Origin of the sequence: Variovorax glucosi, from assembly GCF_051216695.1 — a bacterium.
Taxonomy (GTDB): Bacteria; Pseudomonadota; Gammaproteobacteria; order Burkholderiales; family Burkholderiaceae_C; genus Variovorax.
In genome coordinates this window covers 36506-50886 of sequence record NZ_JBPJZE010000001.1, presented here as the reverse complement: position 1 = coordinate 50886, position 14381 = coordinate 36506, and the positions used below count along the sequence as shown (strand labels likewise).

Genomic DNA, 14381 nt, shown 5'->3' with positions numbered 1-14381 from the left:
TCGTCTGCCGCCGGATACCATCGGAGCTACATGCAAAACGGCACACTTCTCGCAGCAGTCGACCTCGGCTCCAACAGCTTCCGTCTCGAAATCGGTCGCGTCGACCACGGCCAGATCCGCCGTACCGAATATCTCAAGGAAACCGTCCGGCAGGGCAACGGACTCGACAAGGACCGCAATCTGACAGCCGAAGCGATGCAGCGCGGCTGGGATGCGCTGGCGCGTTTCGGCGAACGGCTGGCCGGTTTCAAGCGCGCGCAGGTGCGCGCGGTCGCCACGCAGACGCTGCGTGAAGCCCGCAATCGCGACGAATTCCTGCTGCGCGCGCGCACCATCCTGGGTTTCGGCATCGACGTGATTCCCGGGCGCGAAGAAGCGCGGCTCATCTATCAGGGCGTCGCGCACATGCTGCCGCACAACGACGCATCCGACCGCGAACGCCGCCTTGTGATCGACATCGGCGGCCGCTCGACGGAAATGATCATCGGCCGCGCCTACGAGGCGCAGGTGATGGAGTCTTACCGTGTCGGCAGCGTGGCTTGGTCGATGAAGCACTTTCCGCAAGGCTTGTTCACGCCGGCTGCGTTTCGGGAGGCGGAAATCGCAGCCAAGGCGGTGCTCGACGACGCACTCGGCAGCTATGGCGCCGATCAATGGGACGTGGCGTACGGTGCTTCCGGCACCATCGGCGCCGTCGGCGATGTGCTGGTGGCCGCCGGCGCAGCACCGGGGGCGGTGACGCGCGAAGGCCTCGACTGGCTTCTCGACCGGCTGCTCAAGGCCGGCAGCGCCGAGAAATTGCGCATGGAGGGCATGCGCGACGACCGCAAGGCGGTGATCGGCGGCGGCATCAGCGTCTTGCGTGCGGTGTTCGACCTGCTCGACATCCGGGAAATGAAGGTCGCCCAGGGGGCACTGCGTCATGGCGTGCTTTACGAATTGCTCGACCGCGACCAGGGCGTGGCCGATCTGCGCGCGGCGACCGTGGCCGCCCTGGCAAAGCGTTTCGCAGCCGATGCGGCACAGGCGCGACGCGTGGGCGAAACAGCCGCTGCGCTCTACATGCAGATCGACCCGACGGCGCGCGACGCCGACGCCGCGAGCCGCCCGGGGCGCGCGCTGCGCAAGCTTGGCTGGGCCGCGCAACTGCACGAGATCGGTGTGTTGATATCGCACAGCGACTATCACAAGCACGGCGCCTACATTCTGGACAACGCCGATGCACCCGGTTTTGCGACCAACGAGCTTCACCAGCTGAGCCAGCTCGTGCTGGGACATCGCGGGAAACTGAAGAAGCTGGAAACCGCCCTGGACGACGAGATTTTCGTCGCTCAGTTGCTGGCTTTGCGGCTGGCAGTAATCCTGTGCCATGCCCGGCGCGATCCGGATGTGCGCGCGCTGCGCATCGCCAAGTCGGAGGCGCGTGCCTTCACGTTCGATTGCCGCTCCGAATGGGTGGAGGCTTTCCCGCAGTCTGCGCACCTGCTTCGCGAAGAAGCCCTGGCCTGGCAGAAGACCGGCTGGCGCGTCTCGCTCAATGGCTGCTGACGCCTGTCTGCAGACGCGCGACGGCCCGGGAACGTAGCACCGTCGGACAGCAGCTGAGAAACAGGAATGCCAGGGTGCGCGGCTTGAAGGCAACGCCGAGCGACCGCCTCAGGTAGCTGCGCGCGGCGCGCGCGTGGTCGAACAGCAGGTTGTCCTTGCCGACGGCGTAGAGCGCGCCAGCCAGGCGCTGCCGCAGCAGAGCGCCGTGGCGCGGAAAGATGCCGGTTTCCAGCAAGGTGCGGTAGATGTAGACCAGGTGCTCATGCTTGTCAGGCGCACGGCGCGTGGTTTCCATCGCGGCGTGGACGCGATATCGCGTCAATCGCTGCGCTTCGTACCAGGCCTTACCACCCGACGCAGCGAGCAGGAGCGAAATCCAGTAGTCGTACGCGCCGCTCACTTCCCGGACCACCCGCTCCCAGTCGATGGCATCGGCACGAAAGACCGCAGCCATCGCCAGCGGAACGCCGTTGCGACCCAGGACCAGCTCGGTCAGATCGGCCACGTCGCCCGGCCGCAACGCGGCACGGCCGTATGTGCGCGAATTGGCGTCGGTCTCCGGGAACTGGATCTCGCCGGCACCGTTCACGAGCCAGTGGTCGCTGAACGCCAATACGCGCTGGGTGTCTGCATCGAGCGGCGCAACGAGTTTCTCGAGAAAGCCAGGCTCCCAGCTATCGTCGTCGTTCAGCACGGCAATGTATCTGCCTCGCGCTTCGGCGACCGCGGCTCGCAGATTGAGCGCAACGCCGAGCGTTATCGGGTTGGCGCGGTAACGGATACGGTCGGATCCGAGCGAATCCGCTATCTGCCGGATAGCAGCACTGTCCGAATCATCGGTAACGACGATCTCGTAATCCTGAAATGTCTGATTCAGCGCCGATTGCAGCGCCTGCTGCAAGAACTCGGTCCGACGAAAAACGGTGACGATTATGGATACTTTGGGCGTGTTCATCGAAAATCCTGCGGCATGGCCGCCAGATGACCGAATCGCCCGTGATTAAAGCAATTCCGGCGCCTGAACTGTAACAACAATTGTCTGAACGTCACCATCGCGTTCGCGGGTTCGGATCCACCAGACTGCGCCTTTTCGCACAGGGCAACTATCCTGCTGCAGTCCGAGAAGCCGCGAAATCGCCTGTCCGATCGCAGGTTGGTGTCCCACGACCAGCACGACCGATTTGCCGTTCGGCCAGCCGGCGGCCTCCAGCACGGTGTCGGCTGTCGCGTCCGGTGCGAGTTCGGGGCGCACCTTGTACTTGCGACCGAGCGCGATGGCGGTCTGCTCGCAGCGCCGTGCGGGGCTGGTGACGACACGCGTGCCCTCGGGCAGCTGGCGGTCGAGCCAGCCGGCCATGCGCTTGGCCTGTTTTTCGCCGCGCGAAGTCAGCGGCCGAGCCATGTCGTCGCAACCTTCGGTCCAGTCGTCGGCTTCGGCATGGCGCCAGAAGATCAGGTCCATTACTCGGTTCCTCCGTTGATTTCGGTGGCGCGGTGTCGACCGCGCGAGGCGTAGCGGTCCATCAGCGCGCGCTGAGCGCCATGGGCCTCGATGCTGCGGGACGCGCCCTCCTCGCCCGCGTGCGTGTCGGCATTGACGCGGCGATAGATTCCATCGGCGCCCAGGTCCCACGCATCGCGGCCGTCGTGCAGATAAGCGACGAGGCATTCGTCGATCAGCCGCTGGCGCAAGCCCGGATCGGTCACCGGCCATGCGAGTTCGACGCGACGCATCATGTTGCGGTTCATCCAGTCCGCGCTCGACAGATACAGCGACTCGTCCTGGCCGTTGCGGAAATAGAAGACGCGCGAATGCTCCAGAAAACGCCCGATCACCGAGCGCACGCGGATGTTGTCCGTCAGCCCCGGCACCTGCGCCGGCAAGGTGCAGGCTCCGCGCACGATCAGGTCGATCTTCACGCCCTTCTTGCCTGCCCTGATCAGCGCCGCAACCAGCAGATCGTCGGTCAGCGCGTTCATCTTGGCGACGATGCGGGTCGGCTCGCCGTTCTCGGCAGCCATGCCGAGCGCATCGATCTGCAGCACCAGATTGCGGTGCAGATCGAACGGCGCCAGCCACATGCGGTTGAGTTTCGGAAGACGGCTCTGACTCGCGAGATGCACGAAGACGGCTTCCATGTCGGCCGTGAGCAGCGGATCGGCCGTCAGGTGGCTGATGTCGGTGTAAAGCGCTGCGGTGCGCGGGTTGTAGTTGCCGGTCGAAAGATGGCCGTAGCGCCGCATCTGCTTGCCTTCGCGGCGCGTGACCAGCAGCATCTTTGCATGCGTCTTGAGCCCGACGACGCCATAGACCACTTGCGCGCCGATCGATTCCAGCATCTCCGCCCAGTTGATGTTCGCCTCTTCGTCGAAACGCGCCTTCAGCTCGACCACCACCGTCACTTCCTTGCCGCGCCGCACCGCTTCGCGCAGCAGGTCCATCAGCGCCGAATCGGTGCCGGTGCGGTAGATGGTCTGCTTGATCGCAAGCACCTGCGGGTCCAGCACGGCCTCGCGCAGGAATGCGAGCACGCCGTCGAAACTCTCGAACGGCTGATGGATCAACACGTCGCCGCGCTGCAGGCGGTCGAAGAAGGCCTGTCCGGGCGAAAGCGTGATCGGATAGGACGCCTTGTATGGCTCGAAGCGCAGTTCCTTGAAGCGCGGATCGTCGATCAGGTCGATCAGCTGCGTCAGGCGCGCCAGATTCACCGGCCCATGCACGCGGTACAACGCTTCCTGCGGCAGGTTGAACTGCGCGAGCAGAAAGCTGGCCAGCGACTCCGCGCAGCTTGCGGAAACCTCCAGCCGCACCGCCTGACCGAAATGCCGGTGCTGCAGCCCCTGGCGCAAAGCGGTACGCAGATTCTTGACGTCTTCTTCGTCGACCGCGAGATCGGAATGCCGCGTCACGCGGAACTGCGAAAAATCGCCGACCTCGCGTCCGGAGAACATGCTCTGCAGATGCGCGCGCACGATGCTCGACAGCGCGACGAACAGGATCTTGCCGCCCGACACTTTCGCCGGCATGCGGATCAGCCGAGGCAGCACACGCGGCACCTTCAGGATCGCGATCGGGTTCTCGCGCCCGAACGCATCCTTGCCGCCCAGCCGGACGATGAAGTTCAACGACTTGTTGGCCACCTGCGGGAACGGATGCGACGGATCGAGCCCGACCGGAATCAGCAGCGGACGCACTTCACGCTCGAAGTACTCCTGCACCCACTTGCGTTGTGCCGGATTGCGTTCGCCATGCGAAATGATGTGGATGCCGTGCTCCGCGAAAGCCGGCATCAGCGCGTCGTTGTAGAGCGCGTACTGCTCGTCGACGAGCGCATGCGCGCTCTCGGCCAGCCGCTGGAAGGATGCGACAGTTTCGTTGCCGCTGGCCTCGCCCGCGTCCGCGGCGATCAGGTGCGGCGCGGCACGCACCTCGAAGAACTCGTCGAGGTTGGAAGACACGATGCACAGGTAACGCAGTCGCTCGATCAGCGGGACATCCGCGCGCTTGGCCCAGTCGAGCACGCGCTCGTTGAAGGCCAGGATGCTGTGATCGCGGTCGAGCAAAGTCAGCTTGGTAGGTGTCGCGACGGGCTTGACCGTCGATGCCGTAGCAGCGGCCGCAGCGGCCGCGGCAACCGACGAAGCCGGAAGTGTCGACGAGGTGGCTGCGGTCGAAGCCGCTGCGGATGGCGCAGCCGGCTCGGCGCCGGTCGACATTTCAGCCGGAACGCTCGCCGGAGTGGAAATCGTTGAGGGAAGCATGGTCGATTATTCTTGCGCCCGTTCTACAGGGGCGTTGTCAGCGGAAACATCGAAGTGTCGATGACCTTCATGACAGTCCCGTGACGTTGTCACATGACAGCTGTCATGGACAACGTCACGGGCGCCCGCCCTCATAGCCCCAGGAAATGCTTGCGGTAGCGCGACGGCAGATCGGCGATGCGCATGAGCATGGGAAGGTCGGCGGTATTGAAATCCGGGTCCCAGGCCGGTGCGCCGAGCACCTTCGCACCGAGTCGCAGATAGCCGCGGATCAACGCCGGCGGTTCCACATCGAGCCCGCCGTCGAGCCGTTCGACAGGCAGCGGCAACCGCGGCTGCACCTGGTACTGGATCGGCGCCATGTGCGTGGACGAGAGCTGCCGCCAGATGCTGGCCGCCGCATTGCCGCTGTTGACTCCGTCGTGCGACATCGGAATGCTTGCGCAGCCGATCATCGTGTCGAGCTTGTTCCGGTGCATGAAGCCGGCCAGCGCACCCCACAGCGCCAGGATCACGCCGCCCTGCCGGTGGTCGCGATGCACGCAGCTGCGGCCGAGCTCGACCATGCGTTCGCGCAGGTCGCGCAGCCGGGTCAGGTCGAATTCGGTGTCGCTGTAGGTGCTGCCGATGCGCCGTGCCTGGGCCGGCGTCAGCACGCGGTAGGTGCCGATGACCTGCTGCGTGACGTCGTCGCGCACCAGCAGATGTTCGCAGAAATCGTCGAACAGGTCGATGTCGTGACCGTCGATCGATGTCGACAGGCGCGCGCCCATTTCGCCGGCAAAGACCTCGAAGCGCAGACGCTGCGCGGCACGCACATCGTCGAGGTGGCGTGCCCAGCTCACCGTCAGCCCGGGCGCCTTGGCTGCCTCCGGCTGCGTTGCGGGCTCGAAGACCGGCGTACGGATCGGCTCGGGCACCGAAATCCGCGCAGAAGGCGGTGCGCGCCAGAACGACGGGCGTCCGAGCTGCGAGATGGGAAACATCGGATTGGGCAGTTCTTGCATGGGAGCTTCGCCTTTGAGTTTGCGGAAGTCTCAGGCGAGCCGATGAAAGCGCCGTGTCGTCCAGATGGCAATCGCATGACGACGGGGTTTATGCTGCCAGCTTCACCGAGCAAGCAGGACCCAAGCAAATGAATCAGGCCCCCATCGACGTCTACACCTGGCCGACACCGAACGGCCACAAGGTCCACATCATGTTGGAGGAATGTCGCCTGCCCTACGTTGCACATGCCGTCGACATCGGCAAGGGCGAACAATTCGGGGCCGACTTCCTGAAGATCAGCCCGAACAACAAGATTCCGGCCATCACCGACCCGAACGGACCGGGCGGCAAGCCGATCTCGCTGTTCGAATCGGGCGCGATTCTGGTCTATCTCGCCGGCAAGACCGGCAAGTTCATGCCGAACGGCGACCGCGCGAAGTTCGATGTGCTGCAGTGGCTGATGTTCCAGATGGGCGGCGTCGGCCCGATGCTCGGCCAGGCGCATCACTTTCGCCTGTATGCGCCCGAGAAGCTGCCCTACGCCGTCGAGCGCTACACCAACGAAGCGAAACGCATCTACGGCGTGATCGAGAAGCAGCTGTCGAGCAACAGGTTCATCGCCGGGAAAACCTATTCGATTGCCGACATCGCGATTTTTCCGTGGTTGCGCAGCTGGGAGAACCAGGGCGTGACGCTCGGGGACTATCCGCACCTGAAGGCATGGTTCGATGGCATCGCCGCACGTCCGGCAGTGAAGCGCGGCGTGGCTGTCCTGGCCGACCGGCGCAAGCCGCTGACCGGGGACGCGGAGCGCGAAATCCTGTTCGGAAAGCAGCAGTACGCCAAGCGCTGACGCTGTTTTTGAAACTTTCTGCGGCCGGTCCGGGGAAACAGGGCAATTCGCAGGCTAGAATCTGAGGCTCGTCGGGGTGTAGCGCAGCCTGGTAGCGCATCTGGTTTGGGACCAGAGGGTCGAAGGTTCGAATCCTTTCGCCCCGACCATAAAAAAGTGAATGCCCGCAGGGACTCTGGTTCTTGCGGGCATTTTGCTTTGTGCAACACGACGCGCCGCTCGCTATTTCCTCTTTGCAGGCAGGGATGAAACCTCGCTGTAGAGTGAATTTCATTCCTCGGCGAAAGTTGTCGATCCAACTCAAAACCGTATTTCTCCCATGCTCAACCGCCTGATCTACACAAGCCGTGCCGCCGGTGCCTCGCCGCTGCACGAGATCCTGGCTGCGTCGATCGCATGGAACAAGGCGCATGAAATCACCGGCGGACTGGTTTGCGTCGAAGGAACCTATCTGCAATATCTCGAGGGCGAGCAGGAAGCGGTCGATCAGGTATTCGCGATGATTTCCCGGGACAGTCGCCACGACGGCGTGAAGATCCTGGAGCGACGTGCCGTACAGAGACGGATGTTCACCGACTGGTCCATGGCGGTGCTGGACTGGAACGACGAAACCAGAGCCATCTTCAAGAGCTTTTCGCCGGGTCAACGCGTCGATCTGTACGGAACCGATCCGACAACCGCAGCTCCGCTCTTCCGCGCCTGGGTCGCGACGCCGCATTGGAAGACTGGCGTGATCACGGCGTGATGGCCGCTTGCTCGGGAGCCTGCCGAGGCGCTTCGGTCGAAGATGGCGCTGGAGAAACGGAACCGGAAGATATACTCCGCCGCTCGCCTTCCATCGCGGTTCGTGAGCTTGCTGTCCGTAGCTCAGTTGGATAGAGCACCTGCCTTCTAAGCAGGTTGTCGGGGGTTCGATCCCCTCCGGACAGGCCAGAGGCTCACGCCAGCAGATCCGCGATCTTGGTTTCAGCCGGTGCGACCCCGGAATCGGTTGCAGTCTTCTTCAACCGCAATTGAACCGGCCGGTACGACGATTGCGTGAAAACCTGCAACAGCATGCCGACGCCCTTCCGGAAGATCTTGTAGGGCGTGCGAGTCTTCAATGCACTCAGAACCAGATGCGCACCGTTGCGCAATTGCACCTGGGTATTGCTCGCCATCCGGCCGTCTTGCAGGATGCCGCCGTACACGACGGTGCGCTTCGGAAAATTGTCGAAGAGTTCGGTGACGACCTTGACCTCGTCGAAGGGATTGACGCCCTGCTTCGCGAAACTGTCGTAAAGCGTCCCCGTGTAGAACGCACGTGTGTGAGTCATCGTGACTTCGTCGATCACCGCTGCCTTGAACGGCGGGTCCTGCATCAGCATGGCCCAGATATGGTCGGCGCCCCAGCCGCAGACATACTTTTCGATGATGGGTAGCAATGTCTTCATGTACGACGTCTTGATGCACGGCGACATGCATTCGAGGTGGTTCGTATATCGCAACTTGAATCCGGGGCATTGCATCAGAACCGGATAGGAAACGAAGCTGTCCATCGACATCGCAGGCTGCGTGATGGTGAGATCGTGTGCAACGGCGATCTCGAAGATCCGGTTGATCCCGCTGGCCGTCATGAGCAGATCGTCATCCGGCAGCATCACGTAATCGTAACGGTCCAGCAATCCGGGATCGGCGCGAAACTGGCGCGCCAGGCTGTCCCACTTGGTGCCCTGGTCGATCACGGTCGGCAAATCGGCATCGGGCATGTCGACGGCCGCGTCGCCATAAGCATTGAGCTGCAGATCCCAGGTCCTGATGCACGAGGTGTCTTCGGTCCAGGTCTGGTGAAGCGATTTGCCGCCTACACGACCGATGACCAGGAAGCGTCTGGAAGAGTCCGTCATGACATTGATTCCTTGCGGTGCACGCTTCGGGTGAAGCAATCGATTTAGAAGAAAGTCGGGGTGTCCGTATCCAGCAAAGGCCAGGCATCGTCCTTGGCGGAAATGTTGCTGACCGGCAGCGGCCATGCAATGCCGAGGCGAGGATCCGAATAGCGCAGTCCGAACTCCGCTGCAGGTGTGTACTGCGCCGACACCAGATAGCTCACCTCGACATCGTCCGTCAGGCTCTGAAATGAATGAGCGAATCCCGGCGGTACGTAAAGCTGCCGGTAATTGGTTGCCGTCAATTCGAACGCCTGGTGCTTCATGAAGCTTTCCGAGCCGGAGCGCAAGTCCACGATGATGTCCGCGATGGCACCTTTCACGCAGCGCACCAGCTTGGCTTCGACCGCATCGCCACGCTGGAAATGCATGCCGCGAACGGTGCCCCTGTCGGCCGAGACCGATGTGTTCTGCTGGACGAAGGTCGAAAGCAATCCATGTGCTTCGAATTCCGACTTGCACATCGTCCGGGCAAAAAAGCCGCGTTCGTCCCCGCGCTTTTCCAGGTCGATGACCCGGGCATCCTTGAGCATTGTGGGTATGAAGATCATGAGATGTGCATCAGTTCGACGATGGAGAAATCAGGCAGGGAGCAAATGCCGCTTCCTGCTCGGCATAGAGCGCGTCGATGGTGCGTCCCACCGGAATTTCGACGTCGTCGCGGGTGAGAGGTGTGTCTTTGGCAACCGCGCGCACGACTCTGCAACCTACTGCCAATCCGATCGGCAGCAATCGTTCCGCGCGTATCGCTTCGATGTTGTCGGCGACGCCATAGACCTCGTATCCACCCAATTCATCGATCAGTTCACCGGCAACCAGATCTTTCTTGGCTATTGCAATCACGCCGACTTCGGGGCCGGCGAGCGGACTCAGGACCGCATCTGCGAACAGCACCGCCCGCGCAACCGAGGTCGGCACCTCGAAATGGCAGAGGTGATACGGCGTGGAAAAACAGTAATAGGGGCCGGCGCCCAGCTTGTAGAGATTCAGGTAGTGCGCCTGACGCGCGTCGTCATGGGTCGCCAGCACGAAGACGCCGGGTCCGGGACGTGCGCCCACGACGTAATCGACGATGCCCGGCCCGCCGCCATCCAGATGTGCTGCAAACGCACTGACCGTTTCTTCCAGCGGAACCAGCGGCGCGCCAGGATTGCCGCCCGAAAAGTCGGGACCCAGCATGCCGCGGCGTGCGACTTTCATTGCCGTGCCGTTGGCGACGATCGCTTGCTCGAAGGAAATCTTCGTGCCGTCGGCAAAAGACGCCACCATGGCCGGTTTCTGACCCCACTTCTCGGCGAATGCGCGTTGCGTGGTGGGATTTCGATAAGGGTCGTGCAGACCCTTGATATTCCCGCACAGCACCGGCCTGCAACCCAGTCCTGCAACAAAGCGGAACAGGTTCATCTGAACGCCCGGCTGGTCGCCGTCGGAGAAGGTATAGACCACGCCGCGCGCATCCGCCTTCCGTTTGAGGATCGGACCGACGGTTCCATCCAGTTCTGCATTCATCTGCACGACATGCTTTCCGGACTCGATCGCCGCGAGCACCACGGTGGCGGCATGGTCCAGGGAGCCCGTGACTTCGATGATGGCGTCCAGTCCTGCCGCGCGCGCAAGTGCGACCGCGTCTTCGGTCACTGCTGGTTTTCCGGCGGCAATGGCCGCTTCCAGCTCAGCCTGGGTGTCGCAGCGAACCGGTTCGACACCGGCTTCCGAAAATGCCCGGATGGCCGGATCGATGCGCCGGTTGGCGATTGCGCAGAGCCGCATGCCGGGCGTCGATGCAATGATCTGCAGCGCAATTCCGCGCCCCTGAAAACCCGCTCCGACCAGACCGACCTTGATCGGATTGCCAGCAGCGGCGCGCTTCTTCAATGCGGTGTCGATGATGATCATCGAAGAAAGCTCCCGAGTTCCGGCGCATCGGCTTTCTCAATCACGCCAGACCTTCCAGGGAGCCGAAGCGCCCCTGCTCCAGAGGTTCTCGAGCACCAGCTTGTCGCGCAACGAGTCCATGCTCTGCCAGTAGCCCTGGTGGTGGTAGCTCGCCAGCTTTCCTCGTTCGACCAGGCGCGCCATCGGCTCTTCTTCCCACATCTGATGATCCCCGTCGATCACATCGAATATCTCGGGCTCGCAGACGAAGAAGCCGCCGTTGATCAAGCCACCATCCGTGGCGCCTTTCTCCCGGAAACCCCTGACGTGTGCGCCGTCTTCGGAAAGATGAAGCGAGCCATAACGGCCGGGCTGAGTCACTGCCGTCAATGTGCAATGGGCACCCGACTTTTCATGGAAATCCATCAGCTGATCCATGTTCACGTCGGAAACGCCGTCGCCGTAGGTCAGGCAGAAGCGCTCGCCTTCCAGATGTTTTCTTGCACGCCTGATACGTCCGGCCGTCATTGTCTCGAGGCCCGTGTCGAGCACGGTCACGCGCCAGTTCTCGCTTCGGGTTTCGAGCCAGTCGACTTTTCCGGTGCCGAGGTCGATCGTGAAATCCGTGTCCCGCGACTGATGGCGCAGAAAGTATTCCCGGATCATCTCGACCTTGTATCCGCCCAGAACCACGAAATCGTTCAGCCCATAGTGCGAATACAGCTTCATGATGTGCCACATGATCGGCTTGCCGCCGACCTCGACGAGCGGCTTCGGACGCACGGTGGTCTCCTCGCTCAGGCGTGTGCCGTATCCGCCGGCGAGCAACACAACTTTGACCATCGTTCGATTCCTCGCTTGCAGGGTTTGGCTCAGGAAGAGTCGGGCGACCGCCACCTGAAAGACATGTCGAGGCGTTTCTCGTCGACATGGCCCTGCAGGACGTTCAGGCGAATCAGCGGAGACGAACGGAATCCGGCGTCGTTGAACTTCATGCGCCGCAAGCCGGCCAGCAGGTTCTGTATGGATTGCCCCAGGTCGACCTGCGGCTGATGGTCGGGTGCGAGCGATCTGTAGAGCGCGAAGTCGACCTGGTACGAGCGGCTGTCGGCAGGCGCGGAGAGATTGATGGACACCTGGGTGCCCGGCACCGCATCGGCGACGGCTTTCGCGAGATCGCGCACCTGGTAATTGCGATCGTCCGAGCCTGCATTGACGGCCAGATACCGGCCGCCGTTGTCGTTCGTCCGCGTGATGGCCCAGTCGATGGCACGCGCCATGTCTGCGACGTCGATGAGCGGCCGCCACGGCGAGCCGTCCGACAGCACGGTGATCTCGCCCTGACTCAACGCACAGGCGACAAAATCGTTCAGCACGAGGTCGAGCCGCAGCCGGTCGGACATGCCGCAGGCTGTGGCGAAGCGGAGGCAGGTGATCGTCATACCGGTTTCCAGCTCCGACAGCTCGCGCTCCGCGCCGATCTTCGACTTTGCGTACGCGGTGATCGGGTTCAGCGCATCCGACTCCCTGCGCGGGTTGCCGAGGGCGATGCCGTAGACGCTGCAGCTGGAAGCGAAGACGTAGTTCTTGACGCCGGCTGCAGTCGCGGCCCTCGCGATGTCGACGCTCGAGCCCTGATTGATGTCCATCGTGGGCTGCTCGAAGCGGTTGCCCATCGGATCGTTGGAAATCGCGGCCAGCTGCACGACGGCGTCGTAGCCGGCCAAGGTGTCTGCCGCGAGCGTGCGCACATCGCCGTAGAACTGCGCATCGAGACTTCGCTCGGGCAAGACTTCGGTCCCGGTGAGGCCGTGCGCGAAGTACGCGTTGTCGTAGCCATTGAGGACCGCGTCGGGATGCGCTGCGCGAAGGTACTTCGAAACCACAGAACCGACGTATCCCATGTTCCCGGTAAGCAGAATCTTCATACGTAACTTTTGTAACAGATGAACGGCTCATCATGAGCACGTAAGTGTTCATTTACGCACAATATTTAACAAAGCTGAACAATGTAGTCAGGTACGAATTTTTCCACCTTATTGGCGTTTTGCGAGTGAACAGACGGACAAAATTCCGGCCGATGAGCTGGCTTTCCTCTATTGCTTTCGGCGTAGCCCGAAACAATTGTTAAAACGCGGCATAGACCATTTCCCCCCGGCTCCTAGAATCCTCCGATGCCCGCAAAAGCCGAATCCGCCGAACCCGCCGATTTCGAGCAGGCCCGACGACTTTTCGTCGACGGGCTGGCCGACCTGCTCGCCGGTCGGCTTGCGGAGGCGGAACGACAGTTCTGCGCCAGCCTGGCATTGCTGCCCGACCGCATCTCGACACTCGTCAATCTGGCTGCCGCGCGGCTCGGGCTGTCCCGTCCGGACGCAGCGCTGGAGGCTGCCGATCGCGTGATCGCGATCGAGCCCGACAACGTGGAAGCCTGGTTCCATCGCGGCAGCGCCATGACGCAACTGAGCCGCTGGAACGAGGCGCTTCGCAGTTTCGAGCGCGCAGGCAATCTTTCAGCGACGTTCGCGGAGCCGTGGTTCCGCCACGGCCAGGTGCTGCAGCGGCTCGACCGCGACGTCGAAGCCATGCGCTCATACCAGCGCGCCGTTGCCGCGAACGCCGGCTTCGCGCCTGCATGGACGAACATCGGCACGTTGATGCGGGAGGTCGGGCGCATCGGTGACGCGGCGGATGCCTTCCGCAAGGCCAGGGAAAACGGCGCCGACGATGAGCTGAACGACTATTACCTCGCGGCGGTAGGCAGCGGAACGGTGCCGGCGACGGCGCCCGCTGCGTACGTCGAAACGCTTTTCGACGACTATGCCGAGGGCTTCGCTACCCATGTCGTCGAAGCGCTGGACTACCGCGCGCACAGCACGCTGGCTCGAACGCTGCAGCAGATCGCGCCGCAACGACGTTTCGGCCGTACCCTCGACCTGGGTTGCGGCACAGGTCTCTGCGGCGTGTTGATGAAGCCGCTGACCGGCCAGCTCGTTGGTGTCGACCTGTCCGCGGGCATGCTGGCCGAGGCCGAAGCGACGAAGGCGTACGACGTCCTCAGCAAGAATGACATCGTCGAATTCATGACGCTGGAGCGTTCGACCTTCGATCTGGTGACCGCAGCCGACGTCTTCATCTATCTGGGCGACGTGTCGCCCGCCTTCGCCGCGGTCCGAAAAGTGCTGGCGAACGGAGGCATCTTCTGCTTCTCCGTGGAGCTAGCGGCGAACCTGTCGACGGAGTTCCAGTTGCTGCCGAGCCTGCGCTACGCGCATGGAGAACGCTATCTCCGCAAGCTGGCGAGCGATCATGGCTTCCGTGTGTTGCAGACCTCCGAGGGGCAGATCCGCCATGACCAGCGACAGCCCATCGGCGGTCTTTTCATGTTCGTGACGCCGGATTGATTGACCACGGCGCGCGATGGT

At 62.7% G+C, this 14381-nt stretch carries 13 protein-coding genes, 2 tRNA genes and 1 pseudogene; 6 read left to right on the top strand and 10 right to left on the bottom strand.

Annotated elements, in window-relative coordinates; all coding sequences use genetic code 11:
- Positions 1 to 30 precede the first annotated feature (30 nt).
- The gene (locus ACSFA3_RS00275) at positions 31 to 1548 is read left to right on the top strand and encodes a Ppx/GppA phosphatase family protein (RefSeq protein WP_435503408.1); all 1518 of its coding nucleotides are present in this window, start codon (positions 31 to 33) and stop codon (positions 1546 to 1548) included.
- On the opposite strand, the gene ACSFA3_RS00270 is transcribed toward ACSFA3_RS00275, so the two are convergent.
- From ACSFA3_RS00270 to ACSFA3_RS00250, 5 genes and pseudogenes are all read right to left on the bottom strand, one after another.
- Positions 1535 to 2161 carry a glycosyltransferase family protein gene (locus ACSFA3_RS00270; protein WP_435504997.1) on the bottom strand — a complete coding sequence of 209 codons (627 nt, stop codon included), beginning with the start codon at positions 2159 to 2161 and terminating at the stop codon, positions 1535 to 1537. The genes ACSFA3_RS00275 and ACSFA3_RS00270 overlap by 14 nt on opposite strands.
- A gap of 66 nt (positions 2162 to 2227) precedes the next feature.
- Positions 2228 to 2503, bottom strand: a pseudogene (locus tag ACSFA3_RS00265) (glycosyltransferase family 2 protein); the annotation flags it as partial.
- A gap of 45 nt (positions 2504 to 2548) precedes the next feature.
- Positions 2549 to 3010 carry a SixA phosphatase family protein gene (locus ACSFA3_RS00260; RefSeq protein ID WP_435503407.1) on the bottom strand — a complete coding sequence of 154 codons (462 nt, stop codon included), beginning with the start codon at positions 3008 to 3010 and terminating at the stop codon, positions 2549 to 2551.
- Positions 3010 to 5268 carry a polyphosphate kinase 1 gene (gene ppk1, locus ACSFA3_RS00255; protein ID WP_435504912.1) on the bottom strand — a complete coding sequence of 753 codons (2259 nt, stop codon included), beginning with the start codon at positions 5266 to 5268 and terminating at the stop codon, positions 3010 to 3012. Before ppk1 ends, ACSFA3_RS00260 begins: the two co-directional genes overlap by 1 nt.
- Positions 5269 to 5444: 176 nt before the next feature.
- A complete protein-coding gene (locus ACSFA3_RS00250) occupies positions 5445 to 6320 on the bottom strand; it encodes a GNAT family N-acetyltransferase (RefSeq protein WP_435503406.1) in 876 nt (291 codons plus the stop codon).
- Positions 6321 to 6448: 128 nt separating this feature from the next.
- On the opposite strand from ACSFA3_RS00250, the gene ACSFA3_RS00245 reads away from it, so the two are divergent.
- The 4 genes from ACSFA3_RS00245 (at position 6449) to ACSFA3_RS00230 (ending at position 8086) form a co-directional block, all read left to right on the top strand.
- The gene (locus tag ACSFA3_RS00245; RefSeq protein WP_435503405.1) at positions 6449 to 7153 is read left to right on the top strand and encodes a glutathione binding-like protein; all 705 of its coding nucleotides are present in this window, start codon (positions 6449 to 6451) and stop codon (positions 7151 to 7153) included.
- A 72-nt stretch (positions 7154 to 7225) separates the two neighbouring features.
- Positions 7226 to 7302, top strand: a tRNA-Pro gene (locus ACSFA3_RS00240).
- Between the two features lie 170 nt (positions 7303 to 7472).
- A complete protein-coding gene (locus ACSFA3_RS00235; RefSeq protein ID WP_435503404.1) occupies positions 7473 to 7898 on the top strand; it encodes a BLUF domain-containing protein in 426 nt (141 codons plus the stop codon).
- A 111-nt stretch (positions 7899 to 8009) separates the two neighbouring features.
- Positions 8010 to 8086: transfer RNA gene (locus ACSFA3_RS00230), tRNA-Arg, on the top strand.
- A gap of 5 nt (positions 8087 to 8091) precedes the next feature.
- On the opposite strand, the gene ACSFA3_RS00225 is transcribed toward ACSFA3_RS00230, so the two are convergent.
- From ACSFA3_RS00225 to ACSFA3_RS00205, 5 genes are read right to left on the bottom strand one after another with little or no spacing between them, the layout of a single operon-like run.
- Positions 8092 to 9039 (bottom strand): hypothetical protein, encoded by a 948-nt coding sequence (locus ACSFA3_RS00225; protein ID WP_435503403.1) that lies wholly within the window; start codon positions 9037 to 9039, stop codon positions 8092 to 8094.
- A 44-nt stretch (positions 9040 to 9083) separates the two neighbouring features.
- Positions 9084 to 9632, bottom strand: coding sequence for a dTDP-4-dehydrorhamnose 3,5-epimerase (gene rfbC / locus ACSFA3_RS00220; protein WP_435503402.1), 549 nt, complete (start codon positions 9630 to 9632; stop codon positions 9084 to 9086).
- Positions 9633 to 9642: 10 nt separating this feature from the next.
- The gene (locus ACSFA3_RS00215) at positions 9643 to 10977 is read right to left on the bottom strand and encodes an NAD(P)H-dependent oxidoreductase (RefSeq protein ID WP_435503401.1); all 1335 of its coding nucleotides are present in this window, start codon (positions 10975 to 10977) and stop codon (positions 9643 to 9645) included.
- Between the two features lie 36 nt (positions 10978 to 11013).
- Positions 11014 to 11799, bottom strand: a complete 786-nt coding sequence (gene rfbF / locus ACSFA3_RS00210) for a glucose-1-phosphate cytidylyltransferase (protein ID WP_435504911.1) — start codon at positions 11797 to 11799, stop codon at positions 11014 to 11016.
- Between the two features lie 29 nt (positions 11800 to 11828).
- Positions 11829 to 12884 carry an NAD-dependent epimerase/dehydratase family protein gene (locus ACSFA3_RS00205; RefSeq protein WP_435503400.1) on the bottom strand — a complete coding sequence of 352 codons (1056 nt, stop codon included), beginning with the start codon at positions 12882 to 12884 and terminating at the stop codon, positions 11829 to 11831.
- Between the two features lie 246 nt (positions 12885 to 13130).
- Here ACSFA3_RS00205 and ACSFA3_RS00200 point away from each other — a divergent pair, with 246 nt between their 5' ends.
- Positions 13131 to 14360, top strand: a complete 1230-nt coding sequence (locus ACSFA3_RS00200; protein ID WP_435503399.1) for a methyltransferase — start codon at positions 13131 to 13133, stop codon at positions 14358 to 14360.
- Positions 14361 to 14381 lie beyond the last annotated feature (21 nt).